Annotated in this window: 20 protein-coding genes; 7 read left to right on the top strand and 13 right to left on the bottom strand. The window is 64.4% G+C overall.

Going from position 1 to position 19156, the window contains the following annotated elements; translation table 11 throughout:
• Positions 1-309 precede the first annotated feature (309 nt).
• On the top strand, positions 310-753 hold the full coding sequence (locus ACFXN1_RS24460) for an SRPBCC family protein (protein WP_379445061.1): 444 nt from the start codon (positions 310-312) through the stop codon (positions 751-753).
• A gap of 112 nt (positions 754-865) precedes the next feature.
• Here ACFXN1_RS24460 and ACFXN1_RS24455 read toward each other — a convergent pair whose 3' ends face one another.
• Together ACFXN1_RS24455 and ACFXN1_RS24450 are read right to left on the bottom strand one after the other, a co-directional pair.
• Positions 866-1090 (bottom strand): hypothetical protein, encoded by a 225-nt coding sequence (locus tag ACFXN1_RS24455; protein WP_379445062.1) that lies wholly within the window; start codon positions 1088-1090, stop codon positions 866-868.
• Between the two features lie 186 nt (positions 1091-1276).
• Positions 1277-1660 carry a hypothetical protein gene (locus ACFXN1_RS24450; RefSeq protein ID WP_379445064.1) on the bottom strand — a complete coding sequence of 128 codons (384 nt, stop codon included), beginning with the start codon at positions 1658-1660 and terminating at the stop codon, positions 1277-1279.
• Between the two features lie 201 nt (positions 1661-1861).
• Here ACFXN1_RS24450 and ACFXN1_RS24445 point away from each other — a divergent pair, with 201 nt between their 5' ends.
• Positions 1862-2176, top strand: coding sequence for a hypothetical protein (locus tag ACFXN1_RS24445; RefSeq protein WP_379445066.1), 315 nt, complete (start codon positions 1862-1864; stop codon positions 2174-2176).
• A 490-nt stretch (positions 2177-2666) separates the two neighbouring features.
• On the opposite strand, the gene ACFXN1_RS24440 is transcribed toward ACFXN1_RS24445, so the two are convergent.
• The gene (locus ACFXN1_RS24440; protein WP_379445068.1) at positions 2667-3245 is read right to left on the bottom strand and encodes a TetR/AcrR family transcriptional regulator; all 579 of its coding nucleotides are present in this window, start codon (positions 3243-3245) and stop codon (positions 2667-2669) included.
• Between the two features lie 130 nt (positions 3246-3375).
• Here ACFXN1_RS24440 and ACFXN1_RS24435 point away from each other — a divergent pair, with 130 nt between their 5' ends.
• Positions 3376-4269, top strand: coding sequence for an NADP-dependent oxidoreductase (locus ACFXN1_RS24435; protein ID WP_379445070.1), 894 nt, complete (start codon positions 3376-3378; stop codon positions 4267-4269).
• A gap of 343 nt (positions 4270-4612) precedes the next feature.
• Here ACFXN1_RS24435 and ACFXN1_RS24430 read toward each other — a convergent pair whose 3' ends face one another.
• The 5 genes from ACFXN1_RS24430 to ACFXN1_RS24410 all read right to left on the bottom strand — a co-directional run bounded on the left by ACFXN1_RS24430 (position 4613) and on the right by ACFXN1_RS24410 (position 9650).
• Complete coding sequence (locus ACFXN1_RS24430; RefSeq protein ID WP_379445071.1) at positions 4613-4849, bottom strand: WD40 repeat domain-containing protein; 237 nt, start codon at positions 4847-4849, stop codon at positions 4613-4615.
• Between the two features lie 47 nt (positions 4850-4896).
• Positions 4897-6234 (bottom strand): tetratricopeptide repeat protein, encoded by a 1338-nt coding sequence (locus ACFXN1_RS24425; RefSeq protein ID WP_379463677.1) that lies wholly within the window; start codon positions 6232-6234, stop codon positions 4897-4899.
• A 502-nt stretch (positions 6235-6736) separates the two neighbouring features.
• Positions 6737-7576 carry a phosphotransferase family protein gene (locus ACFXN1_RS24420; RefSeq protein WP_379445073.1) on the bottom strand — a complete coding sequence of 280 codons (840 nt, stop codon included), beginning with the start codon at positions 7574-7576 and terminating at the stop codon, positions 6737-6739.
• A 498-nt stretch (positions 7577-8074) separates the two neighbouring features.
• Positions 8075-8338, bottom strand: coding sequence for a hypothetical protein (locus ACFXN1_RS24415; RefSeq protein WP_379445075.1), 264 nt, complete (start codon positions 8336-8338; stop codon positions 8075-8077).
• A 430-nt stretch (positions 8339-8768) separates the two neighbouring features.
• Positions 8769-9650 carry an alpha/beta fold hydrolase gene (locus ACFXN1_RS24410; RefSeq protein ID WP_379445077.1) on the bottom strand — a complete coding sequence of 294 codons (882 nt, stop codon included), beginning with the start codon at positions 9648-9650 and terminating at the stop codon, positions 8769-8771.
• Positions 9651-9722: 72 nt separating this feature from the next.
• Between ACFXN1_RS24410 and sigJ the strand changes: the two genes are divergently transcribed.
• Positions 9723-10598: an RNA polymerase sigma factor SigJ gene (sigJ, locus tag ACFXN1_RS24405; RefSeq protein ID WP_379445079.1), complete on the top strand. Its 876-nt coding sequence runs from the start codon at positions 9723-9725 to the stop codon at positions 10596-10598.
• A gap of 603 nt (positions 10599-11201) precedes the next feature.
• Positions 11202-11708, top strand: coding sequence for a ferredoxin (locus ACFXN1_RS24400; RefSeq protein WP_379445080.1), 507 nt, complete (start codon positions 11202-11204; stop codon positions 11706-11708).
• Between the two features lie 21 nt (positions 11709-11729).
• Here the strand turns inward: ACFXN1_RS24400 and ACFXN1_RS24395 are convergent, their stop codons facing one another.
• From ACFXN1_RS24395 to ACFXN1_RS24385, 3 genes are all read right to left on the bottom strand, one after another.
• Positions 11730-12194, bottom strand: coding sequence for a hypothetical protein (locus ACFXN1_RS24395; RefSeq protein WP_379445082.1), 465 nt, complete (start codon positions 12192-12194; stop codon positions 11730-11732).
• Between the two features lie 471 nt (positions 12195-12665).
• Positions 12666-13097 (bottom strand): nitroreductase/quinone reductase family protein, encoded by a 432-nt coding sequence (locus tag ACFXN1_RS24390; RefSeq protein WP_379395981.1) that lies wholly within the window; start codon positions 13095-13097, stop codon positions 12666-12668.
• A gap of 662 nt (positions 13098-13759) precedes the next feature.
• Entirely contained in the window at positions 13760-14416 is a 657-nt protein-coding gene (locus ACFXN1_RS24385; protein ID WP_379445084.1) for a TetR/AcrR family transcriptional regulator, read from the bottom strand.
• A gap of 175 nt (positions 14417-14591) precedes the next feature.
• Here ACFXN1_RS24385 and ACFXN1_RS24380 point away from each other — a divergent pair, with 175 nt between their 5' ends.
• Positions 14592-15293 (top strand): hypothetical protein, encoded by a 702-nt coding sequence (locus ACFXN1_RS24380; RefSeq protein ID WP_379445085.1) that lies wholly within the window; start codon positions 14592-14594, stop codon positions 15291-15293.
• Between the two features lie 437 nt (positions 15294-15730).
• On the opposite strand, the gene ACFXN1_RS24375 is transcribed toward ACFXN1_RS24380, so the two are convergent.
• Positions 15731-16438, bottom strand: a complete 708-nt coding sequence (locus tag ACFXN1_RS24375; protein ID WP_379445087.1) for a hypothetical protein — start codon at positions 16436-16438, stop codon at positions 15731-15733.
• A gap of 1128 nt (positions 16439-17566) precedes the next feature.
• Between ACFXN1_RS24375 and ACFXN1_RS24370 the strand changes: the two genes are divergently transcribed.
• Entirely contained in the window at positions 17567-17983 is a 417-nt protein-coding gene (locus tag ACFXN1_RS24370; RefSeq protein WP_379445089.1) for a hypothetical protein, read from the top strand.
• A 294-nt stretch (positions 17984-18277) separates the two neighbouring features.
• Here ACFXN1_RS24370 and ACFXN1_RS24365 read toward each other — a convergent pair whose 3' ends face one another.
• Positions 18278-18964 carry an alpha/beta fold hydrolase gene (locus tag ACFXN1_RS24365; protein WP_379445090.1) on the bottom strand — a complete coding sequence of 229 codons (687 nt, stop codon included), beginning with the start codon at positions 18962-18964 and terminating at the stop codon, positions 18278-18280.
• Between the last annotated feature and the right edge of the window lie 192 nt (positions 18965-19156).

The raw sequence follows: 19156 nt of genomic DNA, 5'->3' as shown, positions 1-19156 counted from the left end.
CACCTCCAAAGCCTATCGCGCAACCATCTAGCACACACCAACACGTGGGGCAGCAACAGCACCGACAGTAAGGCGGCGGACCGCCGAATGGTGCGCGTCCATCAGTGCACGGGAATCAGTCGCCCGGCGGTCGACTACTCGGCACCCAACGTCCTGCATTGGCACATTTCGCGTTGACAGAACCGGCCGGCGCGGGGCGCCGGCGCCCGGAACCTGTTGCGGTGCAGAACGTCCGCTATTGCCGATTCCAGCGCATCTGTTGCATGTTGTCGCAACAACATTTATTGTTGTTGCGACAACATGATGGGAGTGCTCGAGGTGTACGAGATTTCGGCCGAAACGGTGATCCGCGGGGATCTGGCCTGCGTGTGGGCGACGGCCACCGATGTCGAGAATCGACCCGCGTGGGATCCGCACGAGCAGGCGGCCCGGCTGGATGGGGCTTTCGCACCGGGAACGACCGGGTGGTCCAAGCCCCGGGGCGGGCCGGGGGCCGATTGGGTCATCACGATGGCGGAACCGCTATCTCGGTGGGGTTCGCAGAGTGTGCTGCCCGGTGGAAAACTGGTGGGCGAGAACCTGTTCGAGGATCTCGGTGACGGACGCGTCCGCTGCGTCAAAACCGTGCGGGTCACCGGGCCGTTCGAGGTACTGTTCCGCTTCTACTTCGGCAAGCGGATTAGGCGGGACTTCTTCAAGACCTGGGTAGCACTCGAGAACGAGGTCGACCGTCGAACTCGACTCGCCGTCTGAACAGCCGCTAATGCCGCTTCCAGCGCCGTCCGAATCGACTACATGGCCCCTCGGAAGATCAAAGTCCTGAGGTCATCTCGGGACGTTGATCTTCTGCGCGAAGTTCCGCAATTCAGAACAGTCGATCACTCGAATGCTCCGGCACGGGCGCAGTCCGCGTGCATACGAGCTCCTCGTCGGCGATGACATCCTGGATCGCGTCGATCTGGTCTTGAACCGCCTCGGCGCGCGCCACCAGCTCGACCCGGTCGGGCTCGGTGAGGCTCTCGGCTTCGAGCTTCTCGAAAACGCACGAGAGCACTGACCGTAAGTTCTCGAGCTTGCTCTCTGACTCCACGAGACCTCACCCTACGTCCGAACCCAGCGAACATCGGCTCTTGCCGCATACCGTGCTGACCGAACCGGCCAGCGCGGGGCATCGGAAGATCAACGGGCAGAGCGCCGTACGGCCGCCGGAAGTGCGCGCTCATGCCGATGAGCGAGCATTCGGCGGACAACCGGATGCCTCCCGGAGAAGTCGACACTATCGGTCGAAGGTGACCGGAATGTCGATGCGCCACAGGGACACCGTGCGATCGCTGTACACCCACGTATTCGCGGTGAGTTCCACGGTCGACCCCACCCCGGACCGGCGCAGTGCCGCAACCAGTCGTCGAGCGATGCTGTCGCAGACGTTGGGCACATTCGAAAGCGGTATCTCCCACCAGTTGTCGTCCTCCCACTCGTCATCACCGGTTTGGTCGTAGAGCCATGAGCGTGAGATCCCGGCGTGGTCGGCGACGGATTCGAAGGTGATTCGCGCTCCGGCCTGGTCGAGGCCGTGGAGGGCCGCGATGGCCTCGGCGCGGGTGTTTTCGTGCCGTCGCCGGGCCGCGGTGCGCAGGTATTCGGTCTTGTCAGCGTGCATCGGTGCCGGAATCTGTTGTATCCGTGCCCGAAGGCTTGGGCGTAGCTACGGCGACCCGGTGCAGACCTGGGGCGGTCTGGCCGTAGATATGACGGCCTGTGCAGTCCGTGGCTCCTAGGCCGCCCATGGAAATCAGGGCAGCATTCTGAAATCAATCTATTTTAGAGTCCTTGGAACATTGCACCCCCAAGGAGTCCGTAGTTGAAACCCCTTCTGGCCTACCGGCTCCCCACCATCGCGACCGCCTGTGCAGTCGCAGCCATCCTGTACGGCACCGGGGTCGCCACCGCCGCTCCGCTCACCCTCGATCCGGTGGCCACGACAAAAGCTACGGGCTCGGCGGACTCGGGATCGGTCACATCCGGTTCAGCGACGCAGACTCTCGACGCGAATGCGAACACTGGCTCCAGCTCGGCCCAGCTGCTGTGGCGCCAGCTCTGGTGTCAATATTCCGGCGGCGACTGGCACCCAGAAACCGGTTACTGTCAACATTACGACGGCTCCGGGGTGGGCTAGCTCGGGCCGAAGACCTCCCTTTGATCGCGTGTCGGCGCTTATCGCCTTCGGACCCCGGATGCGCCGGGGACGGGGCCGCCATGCGTCCCGGACCCCATCCGGCTTGATCTCGGTCAGTAGCTCACCGCAGTCGACGCCGTGACGGCGGTGATAGTTGCAGAGCGAACCGATCGCAGCCAGCTTCCGGCTGATCGTCGATGCCGAACACGCCGAGCCCGGACTCGGAAACGCCGTCACCTGCGCCGACCGTAGACCCACCCGGATCCGAATCCGATGCGCCGAACAGCCGGAGCATGTCCGGCAGACGTCCGCTACTGCCGCATACCGCGCTGACCGAACCAGCCAGCGCCGGGCACCGAAAGATCAACTGGCCGTGCCGACCCGACGCCAGCGGAACGTCCGCAACTGCCGCATACCGCGCTGACCGAACCGGCCAGCGCGGGGTTGGGGCCCAGCGGCAAGTGCTGCAATGGCAACAGCGTTACGAACCTCAGGTGGGTCGGGCGGCCTCCCAGGCCGCTTCGATCATCCGGAAGATTTCGTCCACCGCGGCCTGCGGATCGGCTGCCTCACGGGCCAGGGAGTATGCGTCGATCACGAACCGCGCGATCGCCTGGTTCGCCGTGCTGGTGGACGGCTGGCCGAGATCCGCGGCGATGGCCGCCGCCAGCGACTTCGCGTGGCGCAGCCGCATCGACTCCTCGTACTCGCGCAGGGCGGGTGTCCGGTCGATCAGATGCCAGATCGGCGCGGCGCCCTCGGCCGCGCAGTGCCGCACCATCGCGTGGATCTCGTGCCGCAGCGCGGGGATCAGTGGCTCGTCCGCCGACCTGCCGGTGACCGCCTGGGTGAGGCGCTGCTCAAAGTTCTCGTCCTGCTCGAAGACCAGGGCCTCTTTCGAGACGAAGTGAGAGAAGACGGTGGTGACGGCCACGTCGGCCTCGGCAGCCACGTCGCGGATGCCCACCGCGTCGTATCCGCGTTCCAGAAACAGTGCGAGCGCGGTGTCGGCGATCTTCTGGCGGGTCGCGGCCTTCTTGCGCTCCCGACGCCCGGTCGGCACGGTCATCGCTTGATGCTATCAGCTGCAAAAATGCATCGGTTTCGAACTCCTAACGGTTAGGTAGGCGACTATAGCGCCACCCGCTACGAAATAACAACCGTTGCAAAAGACTAACCGTTAGTCCTAATGTGAAGACATGAGAGCGATGCGCTTCGCCGAGTACGGCGGCCCGGAAGTCCTGAAACCGGTAGAGGTGGCCGAGCCCCACGCCGGCCCCGGCCAGATACGCATCGCCGTGCGCGCGGCGGGAGTGAACCCGCATGATTGGCGGGTCCGCGAGGGACAGTTCCGGCGGATCCACCCGATCCCGCTGCCCGCCGGCGTCGGACAGGACGCATCGGGCGTGGTGGACGAGATCGGCGACGGCGTAGTCGGGATCGAGGTCGGTGAGCCCGTATTCGGCCGGGGTTCGAACACTTACGCCGAATTCGCCGTCCTGTCCTCCTGGGCGCGCATACCCGAGGGATTGAGCTTCGCCGAAGCGGCGGGGTACCCGTCGGTGGTCGAGACCGCGATACGGATCATCCGTCTGGTCGGCGTCCAGCCGGGACAGACGCTGCTGGTCAGTGGCGCAGCGGGCGGAGTCGGGTCGGCGGTGTTGCAGATCGCCCGCGACCGGGGAATCAAGGTGATCGGCACCGCCGGGGCCGCGAACCAGGACTACGTACGAAGCCTGGGCGCCGTCGCCATCACCTACGACGCAGGTTGGGAGGAGCGAGCACGCCGGCTCGGCACCGTCGACGCCGCCCTCGACCTCAACGGTGCCGGCGTCATCCGCGGACTCCTCGACCTGACCGGAGACCCGGACAAAGTGATCACCATCGCCGACCTCGAGGCGCCGATGCTCGGTATCCGATTCGCCGGTGTCGGCGGCAGCATGCCCGAAGCTCTCGCCGCGACCCTCGACCTCATCGCGCGCGGGAAGCTCCACATCCCGGTCGACCGGTCATATCCCCTCACCGAGGCCGCGTCCGCGCACGCCGACAGCCAGGCCGGACACACCCGCGGACGCCGGGTCCTGCTCGTCTGAACCGATCGTCCCCGAGCCATGGACCCATTTCGGCACCTACGCTCCCTCTGGTCAGGTCGCCGCGCGCGTCGTGCCCCATCGCGATCGACCAGGCGGTCGGTCGGCCATCGGTCATGATCGCGACCCTGCAGCGCGGCGAGGAGAACATCCGGAACTGTCGCATAGCGCGCTGACCGAACCAGCCAGCGCGAGGCGGGCAAAGGTCAACGGGCCGTATCGATCCGAGGCTGACGGAACGTCCGCAACTGCCGATTACGCGATGTTGTGCGACTGCTTTCACGGCAGTGACAGCTTGCTTCCCCCGACGCACCGACGTGGTGTGCAAGGCAGGAGTTCGACAGGCCTACCCCTGGTTAGGCCAGCCGGTGGTGTCCCAGAGGCGGACCAGCCCACTGGCCTCATCCGCAGTTGCCAGGAAGGCGCCGTCAGGACTGAACGCGATCGCGTTGGCGGGTGTGTCCAGCTTCCCGATTTGGGACCCTGTTGTCGGGTTCCAAACTCGCACTCCGGCACTGGACCAGTTATGGTGCCGGGCAGTCGCCAGTAGGTGGCCGTCGGGATGGAAGGCGACCGCATCCATGTGCCCGCGATCTCCTAAGCGTTGGACGCGCTCCCCGAGGGTGTCGATCAACCACGCCCCGGAGTCGCTGGCGACGGCAACGCGACTACCGTCGGGAATGACAGCGAGGCTTCGGACAGGTGGTTGGCCTTCGAGGTGGAGATCGCGGAGATGCTCACCTGTGACTGGATTCCACAGCTGGACAGTCGGATTCCGGCTCTGGGCCCAATCGCTGTGCACGGTCTCGGTGCTGATTGCCAGCGTTTGATCGTCCAGGCCTCGAGCGACGGCCACGACCCGGCCGGCGCAGTCGACGGCCTGCTCATCGGCTGCTTGTTCGCCGGAGGACCGCCCGGTTCGGCTCTCGGTGTCGGTCTTCCCACCGCGAAATTGGGGTCGCCTTTGATGACGTCCCACAACGTACGCCCGTCGACGAGCGTGCGGTCGGCGATGAACGCGACGCCGCAGCCGCGGCGGATATGAGAGCCCAGATCTCGTAGGTGATCGCCGGTGGCGGCGTTCCACACCGCGCCTTGACCCCAACCGTTTGCGGCCAACAATGTGCCGTCGTTACTGAGCGCGATGGCGCCTATCCAGACGGACGTGCGCAGGGTGTACAGGGACCTGCCGGTCTCGAGATTCCACACGACGATCGTGTGGTTGTTCCCATCGCACACCGCGAGCATGGCTCCGTCCGGACTGAACGCGACCGCACGGAAGTCGCCGGCGCAGTGCTCGAAAGCTCGTAGCTCCAAGACAGGTCGTTCGCGGCGCAGCACCGCATTCAACTTCTCTTCGGCAGCGCAGTCGCCGTCGGCGGTCAGCGACCGGAGTTCCGCGGCCTCTTCATAGCGTCCTTGTGCAAGCAGCAGCCCGGCTCGCACCCGCCGGAGCGTCGGGTGAGCGACAGCGCCCAGCAGTTCGATGGCTTCATCCCGAAGGTGTAGTCGCTGCACACGCCATGTGCTCGCGATGTTCACCATGACAGTGTCGAGGTTGTTGTAGCGCGAGCACTCCGGATCGATATCGGTGAGCAGATCGACGGCGGCGGCAAGGCGGGCGGCACCCCACAACTTCAGGGCCGCCCACTCGAGTTCGTTTGTAGCATCGGTGTATCCGGAGGCCGCGAGCTGTCGTAGCAGATCGAACCGCCCTTGGCTGGACAGCCAGCCCGGCACATTGGCCGACCGGTCCCGCTCAGGCAGCCGTTGCAGCTCCGAGATGGCTTCTTCCACTCGGCCCTGTCCGGCGAGCAATCGAGCCAACCGCTTGCAAGCACCCGGATTCCCACCCTCGGCCAGCACTCGCATCTGACTGATGGCCTCCTCGATTCGACCTTGGCGCACCATCCAATTCGCCAGCGCCCGACGGGCATACCGATCTCCGTTGACCGCCCGCGCTTCCACCTCATCAACATGGCCTGCTCGAACCAGACTGGCAGCCAACTGCCGACGCCCTTGCCCGTCACCAGCATCGGCCAGCCGTCGCAATTCGTCGAGTTGGCCCGCCCGCGCCAGTCGGATCGCCGCCTGGCGCAGGCAAGGGCCGTGGCCCGGCATAAGCGCCGGCGCGTTCGAAGCTGAAGAGTCCACCTCGAAGTCCTAGCATCCAATGGCGATTTCGTCCTTCGTGCGTTCGTGCATGGACTGGACCACGACGCCCGCAATCGCCCCAGGCGCGCTCAGAGATGTCAGGTGGAAGATCAACGGGGTCACGGCATCTGGTGCCGACAAAGCGCACCCTCATGCCGATTTTCGTGCGATCAAAGAGCCTTCGTGCGGTCAACGAGTCAGCAGTGGCAGTAACGGCGTCAGATAACAGCGAAGGGCCGTATTCAACTGTCCGGTATTCGAGGATGGTCAGCCGTGCAGGCAGGCGGGGCGGTAGCCGCACCGAGGTACGGTGCGGCTACGCGAAGCGTTCGGGGTGGCGGTTCGCTTCTGACTCCAGCCACGGCACGACGGCCTGGACGAAACTGTCGGGGTTGGTCATGGGGCGGCCGTTCATACACGCGACGAGATGACCGACACCGAGAAGGTCGTCCCAGATGCGGGCGCGGTGAAACATTTCGGTGGGGACGGCACGGCGGACGGTGTCCCACCCGTGCCAGGCCATCATCGCCACGTCGAGGGCAGGGTCGCCGGGCATGGCCAGGTCCCAGTCGAGGATGCCGAGCAACCTACCGTCGGTCGACCAGTGGACGTTGGGGCCACAGAGGTCGCCGTGCACCAAGGCATCGGGGACCGGTTCCAGGGTTAGGGCGGCGTCGAGCCGACGCAGGACCTCGGGCTGCCACCGGACCGGTAGGCGGGGAACGATGTCCGCGGTGATGATCTCCGACCAGTGGCGGCCCTGAGTTCGGCTTTCGAGCACGGCCAACAGACCACTGTCGAGAGGCACGGAGCGGACAGCCGACAGCACCTCGGCGATCTGGGCGACGGAGCCGACACCTTCAGGCAGAGCTTCGCCGTCGATCCACGAGACAGCAACAGCGGCCCGGTCGCCGAACATGGCGACAGAGGTCAACGGCTCCGGAACCCGAAACGGCAGGCCCGCGCGGGCCAACCAACGAAGCACTTCCACCCGCTGTGGCATCGCGGCAGCAGCCAACGGTCGCTTGCTGACCCGGACGGCGGCGACATCGGGGATCAGCAGCACGTCATGGATGTTGCCGTTGGCCGCGAGGACGGCGCGATCGAGGCGGACACCAGGCAGGAGAGCCGCGGCGATCTCCAGCAGGTCATCCACGCGCTTCCCCTTTACAGCGGATCGGTTCGCTGCACCTCCACGCGAAGGCGGACGAAGGTGTCGTTACCCCGGGTGCTGGTCCGGTACTGCGACAACGGTAATGGGCGACCACGACAGGACGAGCAGCTGGTAGCCGAGTCCACCGGAGAACCGGCCAGTGCTGAACGCACTATTCTGCCGCATACCACGCTGACCGAACCGGCCAGCGCCGGGCATCGGAAGATCAACTGGCCGTGCCGATCCGAGGCCGGCTGAACATCCGCTACTGCCGATTTCAGCGCGCGGATGAAGCGTTCGGGTCGGCCGGTCAGTCGGTGCCCTGCCATCCCCTGCGCACCAAGAAGAGATCACCGGCCGCAATCAAGTCCTCCACTGTTGCCGGGGGAAGAACCCGAGCAGATATCCGTCCGCCCCCAACGGGAGCTCGACTAGGAGCACGCCGTGGTGGTCCTGGCTGTGTTCTCCTGCCAGGACCAAGAATCGCTCGATGTCCTCGTCCTAGTCCTCGTCCTCGTCCTCGCGGTGCTCTTCCCACCAATCCCAGGACATCGAGGCAGGGCAGAACTTCAAGGGCTCCAACACATCTCGCGCCATCTCCGGGTCGGTCTCATCGATGTAGCCCATGAGCCTGGCCTCTTCCAGGCCATCGATAAGGCGCGTCCATGCCTGGTTTTCGTCGACCGCAGCTCGCACTCCCGTAGCGAGCATCGGCTCGTTCGAGGCCAGTCGCTCTGCGATCGCGACCAAACTGCTCCGATTCATACCGCGATCACCAATTCCAGACTCGACACCACTTCGGAGGCCATCTCTACCACCGGCAGCTGACAGACAGTCGAAACCAGTGCACACTCAATTGCCGCTGTGCGGGCGGTCCACCGTCGCACGATGGTGGCCTGCCGCTCGGCGGCTCGCCGCCATCGAACCGCGCTCGCCGTGCGGGTGCCGACCGGGTGGACCCGGATCTGCGGCCCAACCGCCGTCAGAGTGTTCGCGTTGTGCAGCGTTAGGCCCACAAGCCCGCGTTGCGCGAACATTCGACCTAGCAGCTCCGTCGGTCCGGTGGGGCGTCCCAATCTCAGTGCGTCCCCTGCTGGCGCAGTCGTCGACGTTGGCTCATGCCGAGTAGCGAAATCGAAGGTGCAGCGAAATCAGAGGGTCGGTAGCCGACCGGACGTGGCAGTGGGATCTGGATTCACGGTTGAGCACAGGCCACGTGGCTGCGGTGCCAGCGGTCGATGGCATCGGCCACGAGCTGCGGGTTGTCGGCCATCGGAAAGTGCAGCCCCCAGGGCACGGTGGCCCTGGTCAGGCGCGGGAACAGTCGCCGCCAACGCCGAACGAAGAAGAAGTAGTCGCCGAGTCGCCCGAATACCGTCATCATCGGCCGGCCAGCCAGCGCGGTGACGGTGCTTTCTGCGCATATGGCGGTGGCGCGGTCGCGGGTCGCGTCGCGAAACATTCGGTGCAAGAACCGGCGGCGGTCGCGGTCGCGCAGACCACGTCGCCACGCAGTCTTACGGGTGCGGTTCCATCGTCTGCCGACACCGAACCTTGTCGCACTCGCCCAGGCGACCAACCCAGGCCATGCGTCGACCTCCCGCATCAGCTCCGAGCCGAAGAATCGCAGTGCGAGCCACAGCATGCCCCGGGGCCGCCAGCCGAAGGTGTTCATGGCCACCAGTGCGGCCACGCGGTCGATTCGATCGTGTACAGCAGCGAGTGTGGCCAGGCCCCCGAGGTCGTGTACGACCAGTGTCACGGCGTTGAGGTCGAGATGGTCGATGAATGCTGTGATCGTGTGCGCGGCCGATGCCAGCGTAGCCACGCCGGGATCGGAGAGTCCTGTTCCAGGCAGATCGAGGGTAACGCACCGGTACCGGTCCTCGAGATGACTGATCAGATCGGCCCACAGCAGCGACCAGAGTCCGGCGTGGACCATGAGCAGGACCGGACGGTCACCGCCGGTATCGGTGTAGACGACGCGGCGCCCGTCGAAGTCGAACGCGTACAGCGGATGGGGCCAATCCTGCGTGGTGAGCCAGTCAGGCCGAACGGGTTTGGTAGTAAGGGTCATATCTCTAAGGACGTGCCGGCGCGGTCGTATGTGACGGTCACATTTCACCAGGCTCATTCGTCGGAGGTATGTATGAGCGACATCATCGAGCAGGCTTGGCACGTGCACCGGCGGCGGGTGCTCGACGTCTCCTACCGCATGCTCGGTACCCTCGTCGACGCCGAAGACGCCGTGCAAGAGACCTTCGCCAAGCTCACCCGCCACGGCTGCGAGGGCATCGACGACATCGAGGGCTGGCTGGTCACCGTTGCGGGCCGAGTCTGCCTCGACCGGCTGCGCGCCGACCGCACCCGGGCCCGCTACGTCGGGCCGTGGCTGCCCGAGCCGCTCGTCGAGCATGCTGGCACCGATCTCGATCCCGCAGATCAGGTCACCCTCGATGACAGCGTGCGCCTGGCGCTTTTGGCGGCGCTGCACGCCCTCAGCCCCGCCGAACGCGTCGCGTTCGTGCTCCACGATGTCTTCGGAGTGAGCTTTGAGGAGATCGCTGGGGTGGTCGGCCGCTCACCGGCCGCGGCCCGGAAACTGGCCAGTCGTGCGCGAGCCGCGCTGCGCGACAACCCTGAGCCGCGGTTCGAGGTCTCACCAGCACAGGCGCGCGCGGTCGCCGAGAGATTTGCACACGCCTGCACCACCGGCGACCTGGCGGCACTGATGGAGGTACTGGCTCACGACGTGGTCGGCGAATTCGACTCCGGCGGGCGAGTCGCCGGCGCCCCCGTCGGACCATTGGTCGGCGCCGAGCTGGTCGGCGTCACGCTCGCCAGAACACTGTTCGGAGCGGGCGCCGACTTCCGGGTCGCATCGGTGAACGGCGAGCCAGGGGTGGTCGTGTCACTCGCGGGCCCCGTTATGGCCGTGATCGCGTTGGAGTCCCATGACAACCACGTGGTCGCGATCCGCGCCATCGGCAATCCCGACAAGCTCGCACGCCTCAACGCTCGCTGAAACGAGACCTTGGTGCCCCACGCCGCAACCTAAGTCGATTCCCTGATCGACAGATTCGGCGCCAAAGTTGGTGCCGCCTACCATGATTGGGACACCTGGGCGCACGAAACCGCAGCGCTTGAGCAATCATTTCAGCCTGCCGCTCGGCGGCTTGGTGCTATCGAACCGCGCTCGCCGCACGGGTGCCGACCGGTTGGACCCGGATCTGCGGCCCAACCACCACCAGGGTGTTCGCGTTGTGGAGCGTTAGGCCCACTGGCTTCGCTATTGTGTGGCATTGCGCGAACACATTGCGGTGATTCGGCGGCGCTTGTTCCGAGGCATCCCAGGTCCTTCAAGGCCCGAACCATTCCGGACAGGGGCCGGTAAACGCTCTATGCCGCATACCGCGCTGACCGAACCGGCCAGCGCGGCACCTCGGAAGATCAATGCGCCGCAGGCATCTCGGACGGCTGCCCGACCGCCGGTAGTGCACAGAAATGCCGAGTTGAGTGTGCTGCGGAGACCGATTGCGACCGATACCGTGAATTTCGTGTACTGGGATCCGCTGCCGACGATCGCTGCTTCGGAGACGTCGCCGACCGCCTACGCCGAAGACACGAGATGTTGGGTCCACCTGGCGAGTACCTGAAAGGTGAGTGGGCACAGCGAGACTGGCGCAATGTTCCCGGTCCGTTCTACAGGGCGAATACTGATTCGTGCTGGACCGGTCGGCTGGTTGCCCCCGATCACATCCTCTACGAAGACGAGTTCGGGAGCGAGGTCGTGTACCGCCAGCCTTACAACCTGCGCGAGACGCAACTGGTGCTGACAGCGGCGGCTTATGACCCTTTCAGCGCCTATGCCTGCGATGGAGACGACCATTGGACGTTAGTCCTGATCCGTGATTGGTGGGCCGAGCGTGGACGCCTGACGGAGTGGATCGGCCGATTCGAGCGTAAATGCTCCAGTAGCAAGCGTGAAGACGAGCGCGAGAACGCAAGGGGGCTTCGAGCGTATCGCTGGTATCTGAACAACGGACTACACGGTTATCTACGGGAGTACGGATTCTGGCTCGAGCATCGACGCGCAGTCACGCCTGCCGATGTACTGCCTGACCTGAGCCTCTAACAGGAGTAGCTCCGGCATCTCTTACTGCCGCCGAGCGATCGTCTCGGCGCGTCCGGGTATCGCGGCGACAGCCAGTGCTGTCGCAGTTGGGCACAACAGATAGACGACCACGCGCCAGGAGATCACGGTCCACCACTGATCGCGGTTGTGCCACAAAACCGCAAGAATTTCCCCGGCTCCAGCCAGTACGAGCACACCGGCGAGCCCACCCAGAAGCGACGCCGCCGCCAACTGTACACGCGGCGCATATCCGGCACCCCAACCCCGAACGCTCGATATATGTTCAGCGATGACCGCTCCGGCACCGATCACACCCGCTGAAAGTCCCGGAAATATCAGGAGAACCAGGATGCTGAACGGCAGTGCAATGACAGTCAGCACTCCCAGGTCTGGTTCCACGATCCACCACGACGCGTAAAAGACGGCAAACGGCACTGCAAATTGCAGAGTTCTCCGGACACTACGTACTCCTGCGCCGGACACCATCGTCCAAGTCCTCACCTATCGAACCGGCCCGACTCGATCCATCCGCCCGAGCGCCTCAGCAGCGGAACCAGCAGCGCCGTAGTGTGTGTTCCCTATCATCGTCGTCCTAGCTGTCCAGCGAGACAACGCGATTCAGACGACTGTGAGCGGACGCACGCCTCACCACACCCAAGGGCCGACGGCAACGGACGAAGCGCCAATCGGTCCGATCAGGGTTGTGGGACCTTCTGGCTAACGCACTCAATTGCCGCGTGGGCGCGCGGTTCGAATCGACCAGGCGGTCGGCCCCGAAGACCAACGGGCCGACCGTTTTTGGTCTCCGCTCCGGCGCCACTGACCAGACCGACCGGTCCACGGCGTGCGCCGGGAGTACTCGCTCATGCCGAGGTGCGGTTGTTCTGCCAATGCCAGGGGCGCCCGCCGCGTCGGGTTCGTGTGTAAGGGCCCGTGGTCGGTCTGCGTTGAATCTGTTCAGTCCCGTGGGGTCAGCAGGACCAGCGGAATTTCGCGAGTGGTGCGCTGCTGATAGGCGGCGTAGCCGTCATATCTCGCGATCACTTTCGGCCATAGCTCGGCCCGTTCCTCCACAGTCGCCATCCGGGCGGTCATGCGTCGACGGGGGCCGCTGCGGAACGACACGTCGACCTCGGGCCGGTCTCGCAGATTCAGATACCACGCCGGGTGGACCGGACCGCCACCGCGGGACGCCACTACGACGATCGTGTCGCCATCGACCAGCGGGGCGGTAAGCATCACCGTGTGCGATCGTCCCGACTTCCGTCCGACCGTGGTCAGTTCCAGCGACGGCATGCCGCTGAAGGAGTTGCCCAACTTCCCGCCGCTCGCCCGGAGCAGGCCGCGGTGCGCGATGTTCATTGCCTTCAAGGCTAGGTTTGGTGGCAAGGGGTCTCCTGTGTCGAGGTTCGGCCGGTCGGAGAGCTCGGCCAGTAAGAATCGAGTACTTGCAGGCGGTCGCCGAGCACACGGCACAAGGCAACCAGGCTGGCCGAGTCGCAGTATTGGATAAACGCGACAACCTGGACTCGGACGCTTCATCCCCGGTCGGCCGGACCAGGAGGAGCGAAGCACAAACGATTGGCGAACACACTCTCATGGACCGAATCCTGGCCGGGACCCGGCCCTGACACCAGTCTTAAGTAGCCGCATACCGCGCTGACCGAACCGGCCAGCGCGGGACATCGGAAGATCAACTGGCCGTGCCGATTCGACGCCGGCGGAACGTCCGCAACTGCCGATTATGTGGTACGAGACCGCAGGCTCGAACAGCCCGGATTGCCAGCAGGCGGCGGGCTTGTTCGGCTGCATCGATGGATTGGGTGCGGGAGTTCTAATCCAGGAGTGGTGCCTGGTGGGGCAAGGCGGAAGCGCTGGTCACCGACCGCGACAAGCGCAGAGTGCGTCGGCTCGGTGAACATGGCGCCCCCGGCCGGCGGGTCCTCGAACTCGGTTCCGGGTACGGCGCCGGCTCCACAACCAACTCTGGCGACGGTAGCGGCAACATCTGCCCGGCTATCGGCCTGGCGCGGGTGCCCGGCGCGGAAGGATCAGTCGTAGTGGACGGGCTGGTGCTCTCCGACAATCGCGCGGACTTCGTAGCGGGTCAGTTCGGCGAGAATGCGATCTCGGTTCGGCCGGGTCGTGGTGTCGGGAAACAACCAGTCGTCGAGTAGCGCGCTGGCGATGATCATGGCCATGGTCGCGGGTGCGGCGACTTCCACGTCGATGTCGTCCCAGCCGCGAGCTTTTCGCTCGGCCAGTGCCTGGGTGACCACATTGTTGATCGTGTCGATGAACGAGGCTTTGACGTTGCCCAGGCTGTCATCGTCGTGCGCATCCGCCGCGATGAGGGTGAGCATAATTCCGCGATGGGTTCGAGTGAAGTCGTAGAGCTGCTGGGTGAATCCGGCAATCAGTTCACGGGTGGGCAGCGTCGATGTGGACGCCCCTTGCCAGTCTCGAACCAGCTCGGCGAGGAACTCCTCGAAGGGGTGTAGCACGGAGTGTTCGAAAAGCTCCGCCTTGCTCGGAAAGTACCGGTACAGCATGGCCTGGGTGGTGTTGGCCTGGGTAGCGATCTGCCGTAGCGACGCCCCGTGGTAGCCGACCTCGATGAACGTTTTACGGGCGGCCTCGATGAGTTCTTGCCGGGCCTGGCCGATGGGACGTCGGGCTCGGCCCCGTGAATCGGGCTCGGCGGTCATGGCCATCAGCCTACCGAACCTTGCGTAGATAGCAGTCGACTTCTATCATTTCGAGGATCTGATCGACTGGTATCGGCAAGGGAGCACAACATTGTCTCAACTCGGGTCGCGGGTCTTGTCTCGGAAAGCGCAGCTGATGTGCGCGTGGACGGGCCCGATCTTCGTTATCGTCTTCATGATCGGATTCCTGCCGATTGCGCACATGTTGCCGGCGCCGAGCCCATCGTGGACCGGCCAGCAGGTCGTGGACTGGTACCGCGACAACCTCACAGGCATCCGGGTCGGCATGGTCATCGACGTCCTGGCGATCGCGCTGCTCGCGCCCTACGGTGCTGTCATCGCTGTGCGCACCCGCAAAACTGAAACCGGCCTGCCGATCTACACCTACATCCAGCTTGCCTGCCTCGGCTGTGGGGTTATGGACGCGATGATGACTCCTCTGGTGTTCTCCTGGGCGGCCTTCCGCCCCGGCGAGATGGACCCCGACATCACCCGCTCCATCAACGACTTCGGCTGGTTCGCCTTCTTGTTCACCTTCCCGCCGTTTACCGTGTGGTGTATCTCGATCGCCTGCGCGATCTTCACCAACCGCAGCGAACATCGGCTGCTGCCGCGCTGGATCGGCTACGTGAACATCTGGGCCGGCCTGCTGTACTTTCCTGCGGCCATGCTGCTGTTCTTCAAGCGCGGAGTCCTCGCGTACAACGGCCTGCTCGCTCTGTACGTCCCGCTCGCGGCATTTCTACTGTGGATGGTGCTCACGACCATCGAACTCGTCAAGACCATCAAGGCCGACACTGGAGGCACGTCGCTCGAACAGGGAGTAGATGCGGTGACTGAAATCGTCACCGCTGGGCGTGGACGAGATCTTGTGTGAGTGATCTGGTGGACTGACAGGGCGGTAGGGCGAAATGCTTTGCCGCCCAAAACCATGACTATGGGACAAGATACCGACGACCAGCACGACGCCGGATGTAGATGCGCTGGCCGAGCACTGCCGGATCGAGCCGATGTCGATTCGATCTCGGATCGCGTTGCCCGACTATCCAACTCGAATCGTCGTCGATCTCGGTAACCGTCAGCGGGGTCAGACCACCGGTGGTGCGCCGCGGACCTCTCGATACTGGCCATACTTAACTAGAATGAGCGGTAATGCCGCATACGGCGCTGACTGAACCGGCTAGCGCGGGACGACGGAAGATCAACTGGCCGTGCCGATTCGAGAACCGCGGAACGTCCGCAACTGCCGATGATCGGACGTTATCCAAAGTTGATGAGGCGGGTGAATGTGGAGAACGCCAGGAGACTTCGGTGTCACTGTTGTTGATTGCGTACGGTGTTCCCGAGCGCTCGCAGTTGCAGCCAGGTCTGGTCGGCGGTGGAAGCACTGGTGACCGTCTCCAGGTTGTCCTGCTCCCAGGTCCGCGTTCCATCGGTGCGGATGAGCTGCTCATCGAGGTCGCTGTCGTCGGGAACCTCGGAGGTGGCGTCCAGGAAAGCAGTCACGCTGTCCCGCAGCGCAATACCGTCGACAGCGTCGGCCGGTTCGGAGACCGGGCGCACCAGCCGGAGCTCGCCGTCGCCGGATGCGACGACGAATTCACCTGTCGTCGTGGCGGTCAGAGTAGTCACCGGAGAGTCGTTCAGGACGTCGTGGGCGACGGCGGCTGCCTCGTCCACATCGACCTCGATGAGACTCCCAGCGGGCGTACCGATCCACAGCACGCCAGGCCGCGTCCCGAACGCGAGGTTGTGGCGTGACCACGCATCGAACTGCTCGTACCACTCATCCATATATCCGTCGGCCGCGGCTGGACCGGGTTCCCCGAGTACCGTGCCCAAAACGCGCTTCAGCGAGGGAAATTCGAAGACATCCACTCGATTCTCGTAGGCATTGCCACGGATCGCCAAATGCCGCCCGTCCGCACTGAAGATAGGCGTCTCGTAGCCGTCGACATCCAGAATGAGCGCCTGACGAAGGACACACATCGCGTTATCGTCAGCGAGCCGCGCGAAGATCACAACGTTCCCACGTCCAGACGGCTGTGTCGCCATAGGTGGCGGAGTCGGCGCCGATAGACCCCCGATGCACCAGTTCCCGATAATCCCAGACATGAACCGTCGGCCGCTGGGAGTCGATACCGGCGACCAACGAAAGCCGGGGATGACATATGAGGCGCTCAATGACACCCGCGCCACCACCATGCCAATATGCAACCGTCTCAACCGCATTCACCCCAATACCGTAGCTCTGCCCACTGTCACCAACTTGATTGGTTCTCGCCGGTCACCATGTGTTCGCCGCGGATGGTGAGATCATCTGAGACTGCTCTGCAATGCCGCTGACCACGCTGACAGAACCGGCCAGCGCGGCACCACGGAAGATCTACGGGCCGTGGACATCTGGCGCCAGCCGAACGCGCGCTACTGCCGATGAGCACTGCTTTCGCACGGCTCGTTATGAATCCTCGTGTGCACCTGGTGGAAAGTAGCGCTTCGGGTCGCGATCGAAGCCGATCCATCCTTCCGTATCCATCGTGACCGGTACCAGTTGGCCAGTCGACGTGACCAGCCAAGCCAGCACGGGCTCGATCGGTGGTTCGGGATCATTCAGCCCGTGTACTCGATCGCGTGCGTGCCAGCCATTACCAGGCAGGGCAGTAACTACTCGACTCCCCTGTTCGAGGCGTACAAAGTCGGAGTAGTCCGTGACCGGCCGCCGCGTACCCGTTTCAGGGTCAACACAACGGCGGTTCCGGTCGCCGGATCCCAGCCATCGACCTCACGCGTGCGTGCGATCTGAGTGTCGGTGCCGCTGAAGATGGCGACCCAGCCGGTATGCGTGAAGTAATCAGATACCTGCATGCGCAACATCATTCCCCTACGCCACCGCTCATGACAGGCTGCGCGCCGAACCTCCTGTCTTGCCGCGACCCGGGCGGTTCGAAGGGGCTGGCGCGAGAAGTCTTGTGCACCAGTGCGGGTGAGGTTTGGAGTTCGATGGCCTGCGTGCCCATGAGAATAGGGGCGCAACGGTTTTCGCCTCGGACGCGAAAGACACGGTAGTGCCGGATGGAAGAACATCCGGCCGAACGAGCGGACGCCGACGTGGCGGAGCGCTGTCCGATACATCGAATTGGGGGGAACCTCATGACTGCCTTTGCCACGGCCACCCGTAAAGCGGCCGTCGCCATGATTGCGATCGCGGCGGCGCTCTTCATCCCCTTGGCAGGCGCGGGTGCCGCCAATGCCAGCGGGGTCAATGCCGAGATCAAGTTCGCGCTCGGCACCGACCACGGCGCCGTGGACGGTTACATCAACCGCGGATACTCCGACACCTGGCACTTCGACGCCCGCGCCGGTCAGCAGCTGAGCACCGACATCACCTCGCACTACACCTCCGCCTCAGGAACCGCTGTCTACACGCTCACCTCACCCGACGGCCAGCAGCTGGCCGTCGACACCACCGGAACCCAGCTCTACCTCCCGGCCACGGGCACCTATTACCTGACCATTACCTCGCCCGAGCACGACGCCTCGTACACGCTGAACCTCCAGATCGACTGAGCATCCCTGGTTACGGGTACGAGCGGAGGTCGAGAATCGATCGATTCTCGACCTCCGCTCGTGCGTTCCCGCGCTGTTCGGCTCGAGCTGCGCAGGCAGTCGAAGATCAGCCGGCCGTCGTGATTCGAGGCTGGCCGAACGCACCCTCATGCCGCATGCCGCGCTGACCGAACCGGCCAGCGTGGCACGGCGGAAGATCAACGGGCCGTTGCCGATCCGAGGCTCGCCAGTATCCGCACATGCCGAATTGAGGGCCCGTCGATGTTGGCAAGTCGCTCGAGGACGGGAATGGTCTCACCGGAGGGCGATGAACTCCTCGACTACCGTCGTCAGGGAAGCGGGTTCCTGCAGCATCGGCAAGTGCCCTGTGGGAATCTCACGGTGAAAGCCGATGCCGAGTTCGGCTGCATTCTTGCGTTGCAGCATTTCGGGGAGCTGTCGGTCGGCGGTTGTCGCGACATATCCGGTGCGCGTCGGAAACGTTCGTCGTGACACCCTATCCCGGTAGAGGTGCTGCGATTCCGGCTCGAACTCTGCTACGACGTGCGCGATGTCGTCCTCTTCGAGGCCAGCGCACAACACTGTGCGGATCGCCTTCTCCGGCGGCCGTGTTCCGACAATCCGCATGATGAGCCCTGTGAAAACGCGCTGCGGCGCAGGCAATGCCGCCAGGAATGAGGTTCCAGCGGCGGGAAAGGTCGCTGCGATGCCGAGCAATCGGTCGATGCGCTCCGGTGCGGTGGCTGTGATCTCACTGGCCACGACACCGCCGATCGAGTGAGCCACGATCGTGAACAGGCCATTCGGTGCCTGCGCCAGAGCGGTGTCGACGTAGTCGCGCAGGGTTGCGTCGACCCGTTTCGGGTAAGCCGCTACGACCGACTCGACGGGCAAGGAGGCCCGCACTTCGTCCCAGATCCAGGCCGGAAGCCCTGCGCCACTGAGAAACAGGATCGGCGTCGTTGGTGGGTCCGTCTCCATGAGCTTTCCTTTGCAGGCTCGGGTGCGTCCGTAACGGTGAATAGGGGTCCGACATAATTGGCGTCCGTGCCGGCCGGTTCCAGTAGGTGATTTCGGCGCGGAACCGCATGACGCCACTGGCCGCAAATTCGTGGGTGTCGGCGGCCTTCGCCAATGGGTAGGTCTAGATCATCGGTGTCGCCGTGCCGGTGC

The sequence above is a fragment of the Nocardia sp. NPDC059154 genome (assembly GCF_042755705.1).
Taxonomy (GTDB): Bacteria; Actinomycetota; Actinomycetes; order Mycobacteriales; family Mycobacteriaceae; genus Nocardia.
The sequence above is the reverse complement of the archived record's forward strand: the minus strand, read 5'-3'. Positions and strand labels throughout refer to the sequence as shown.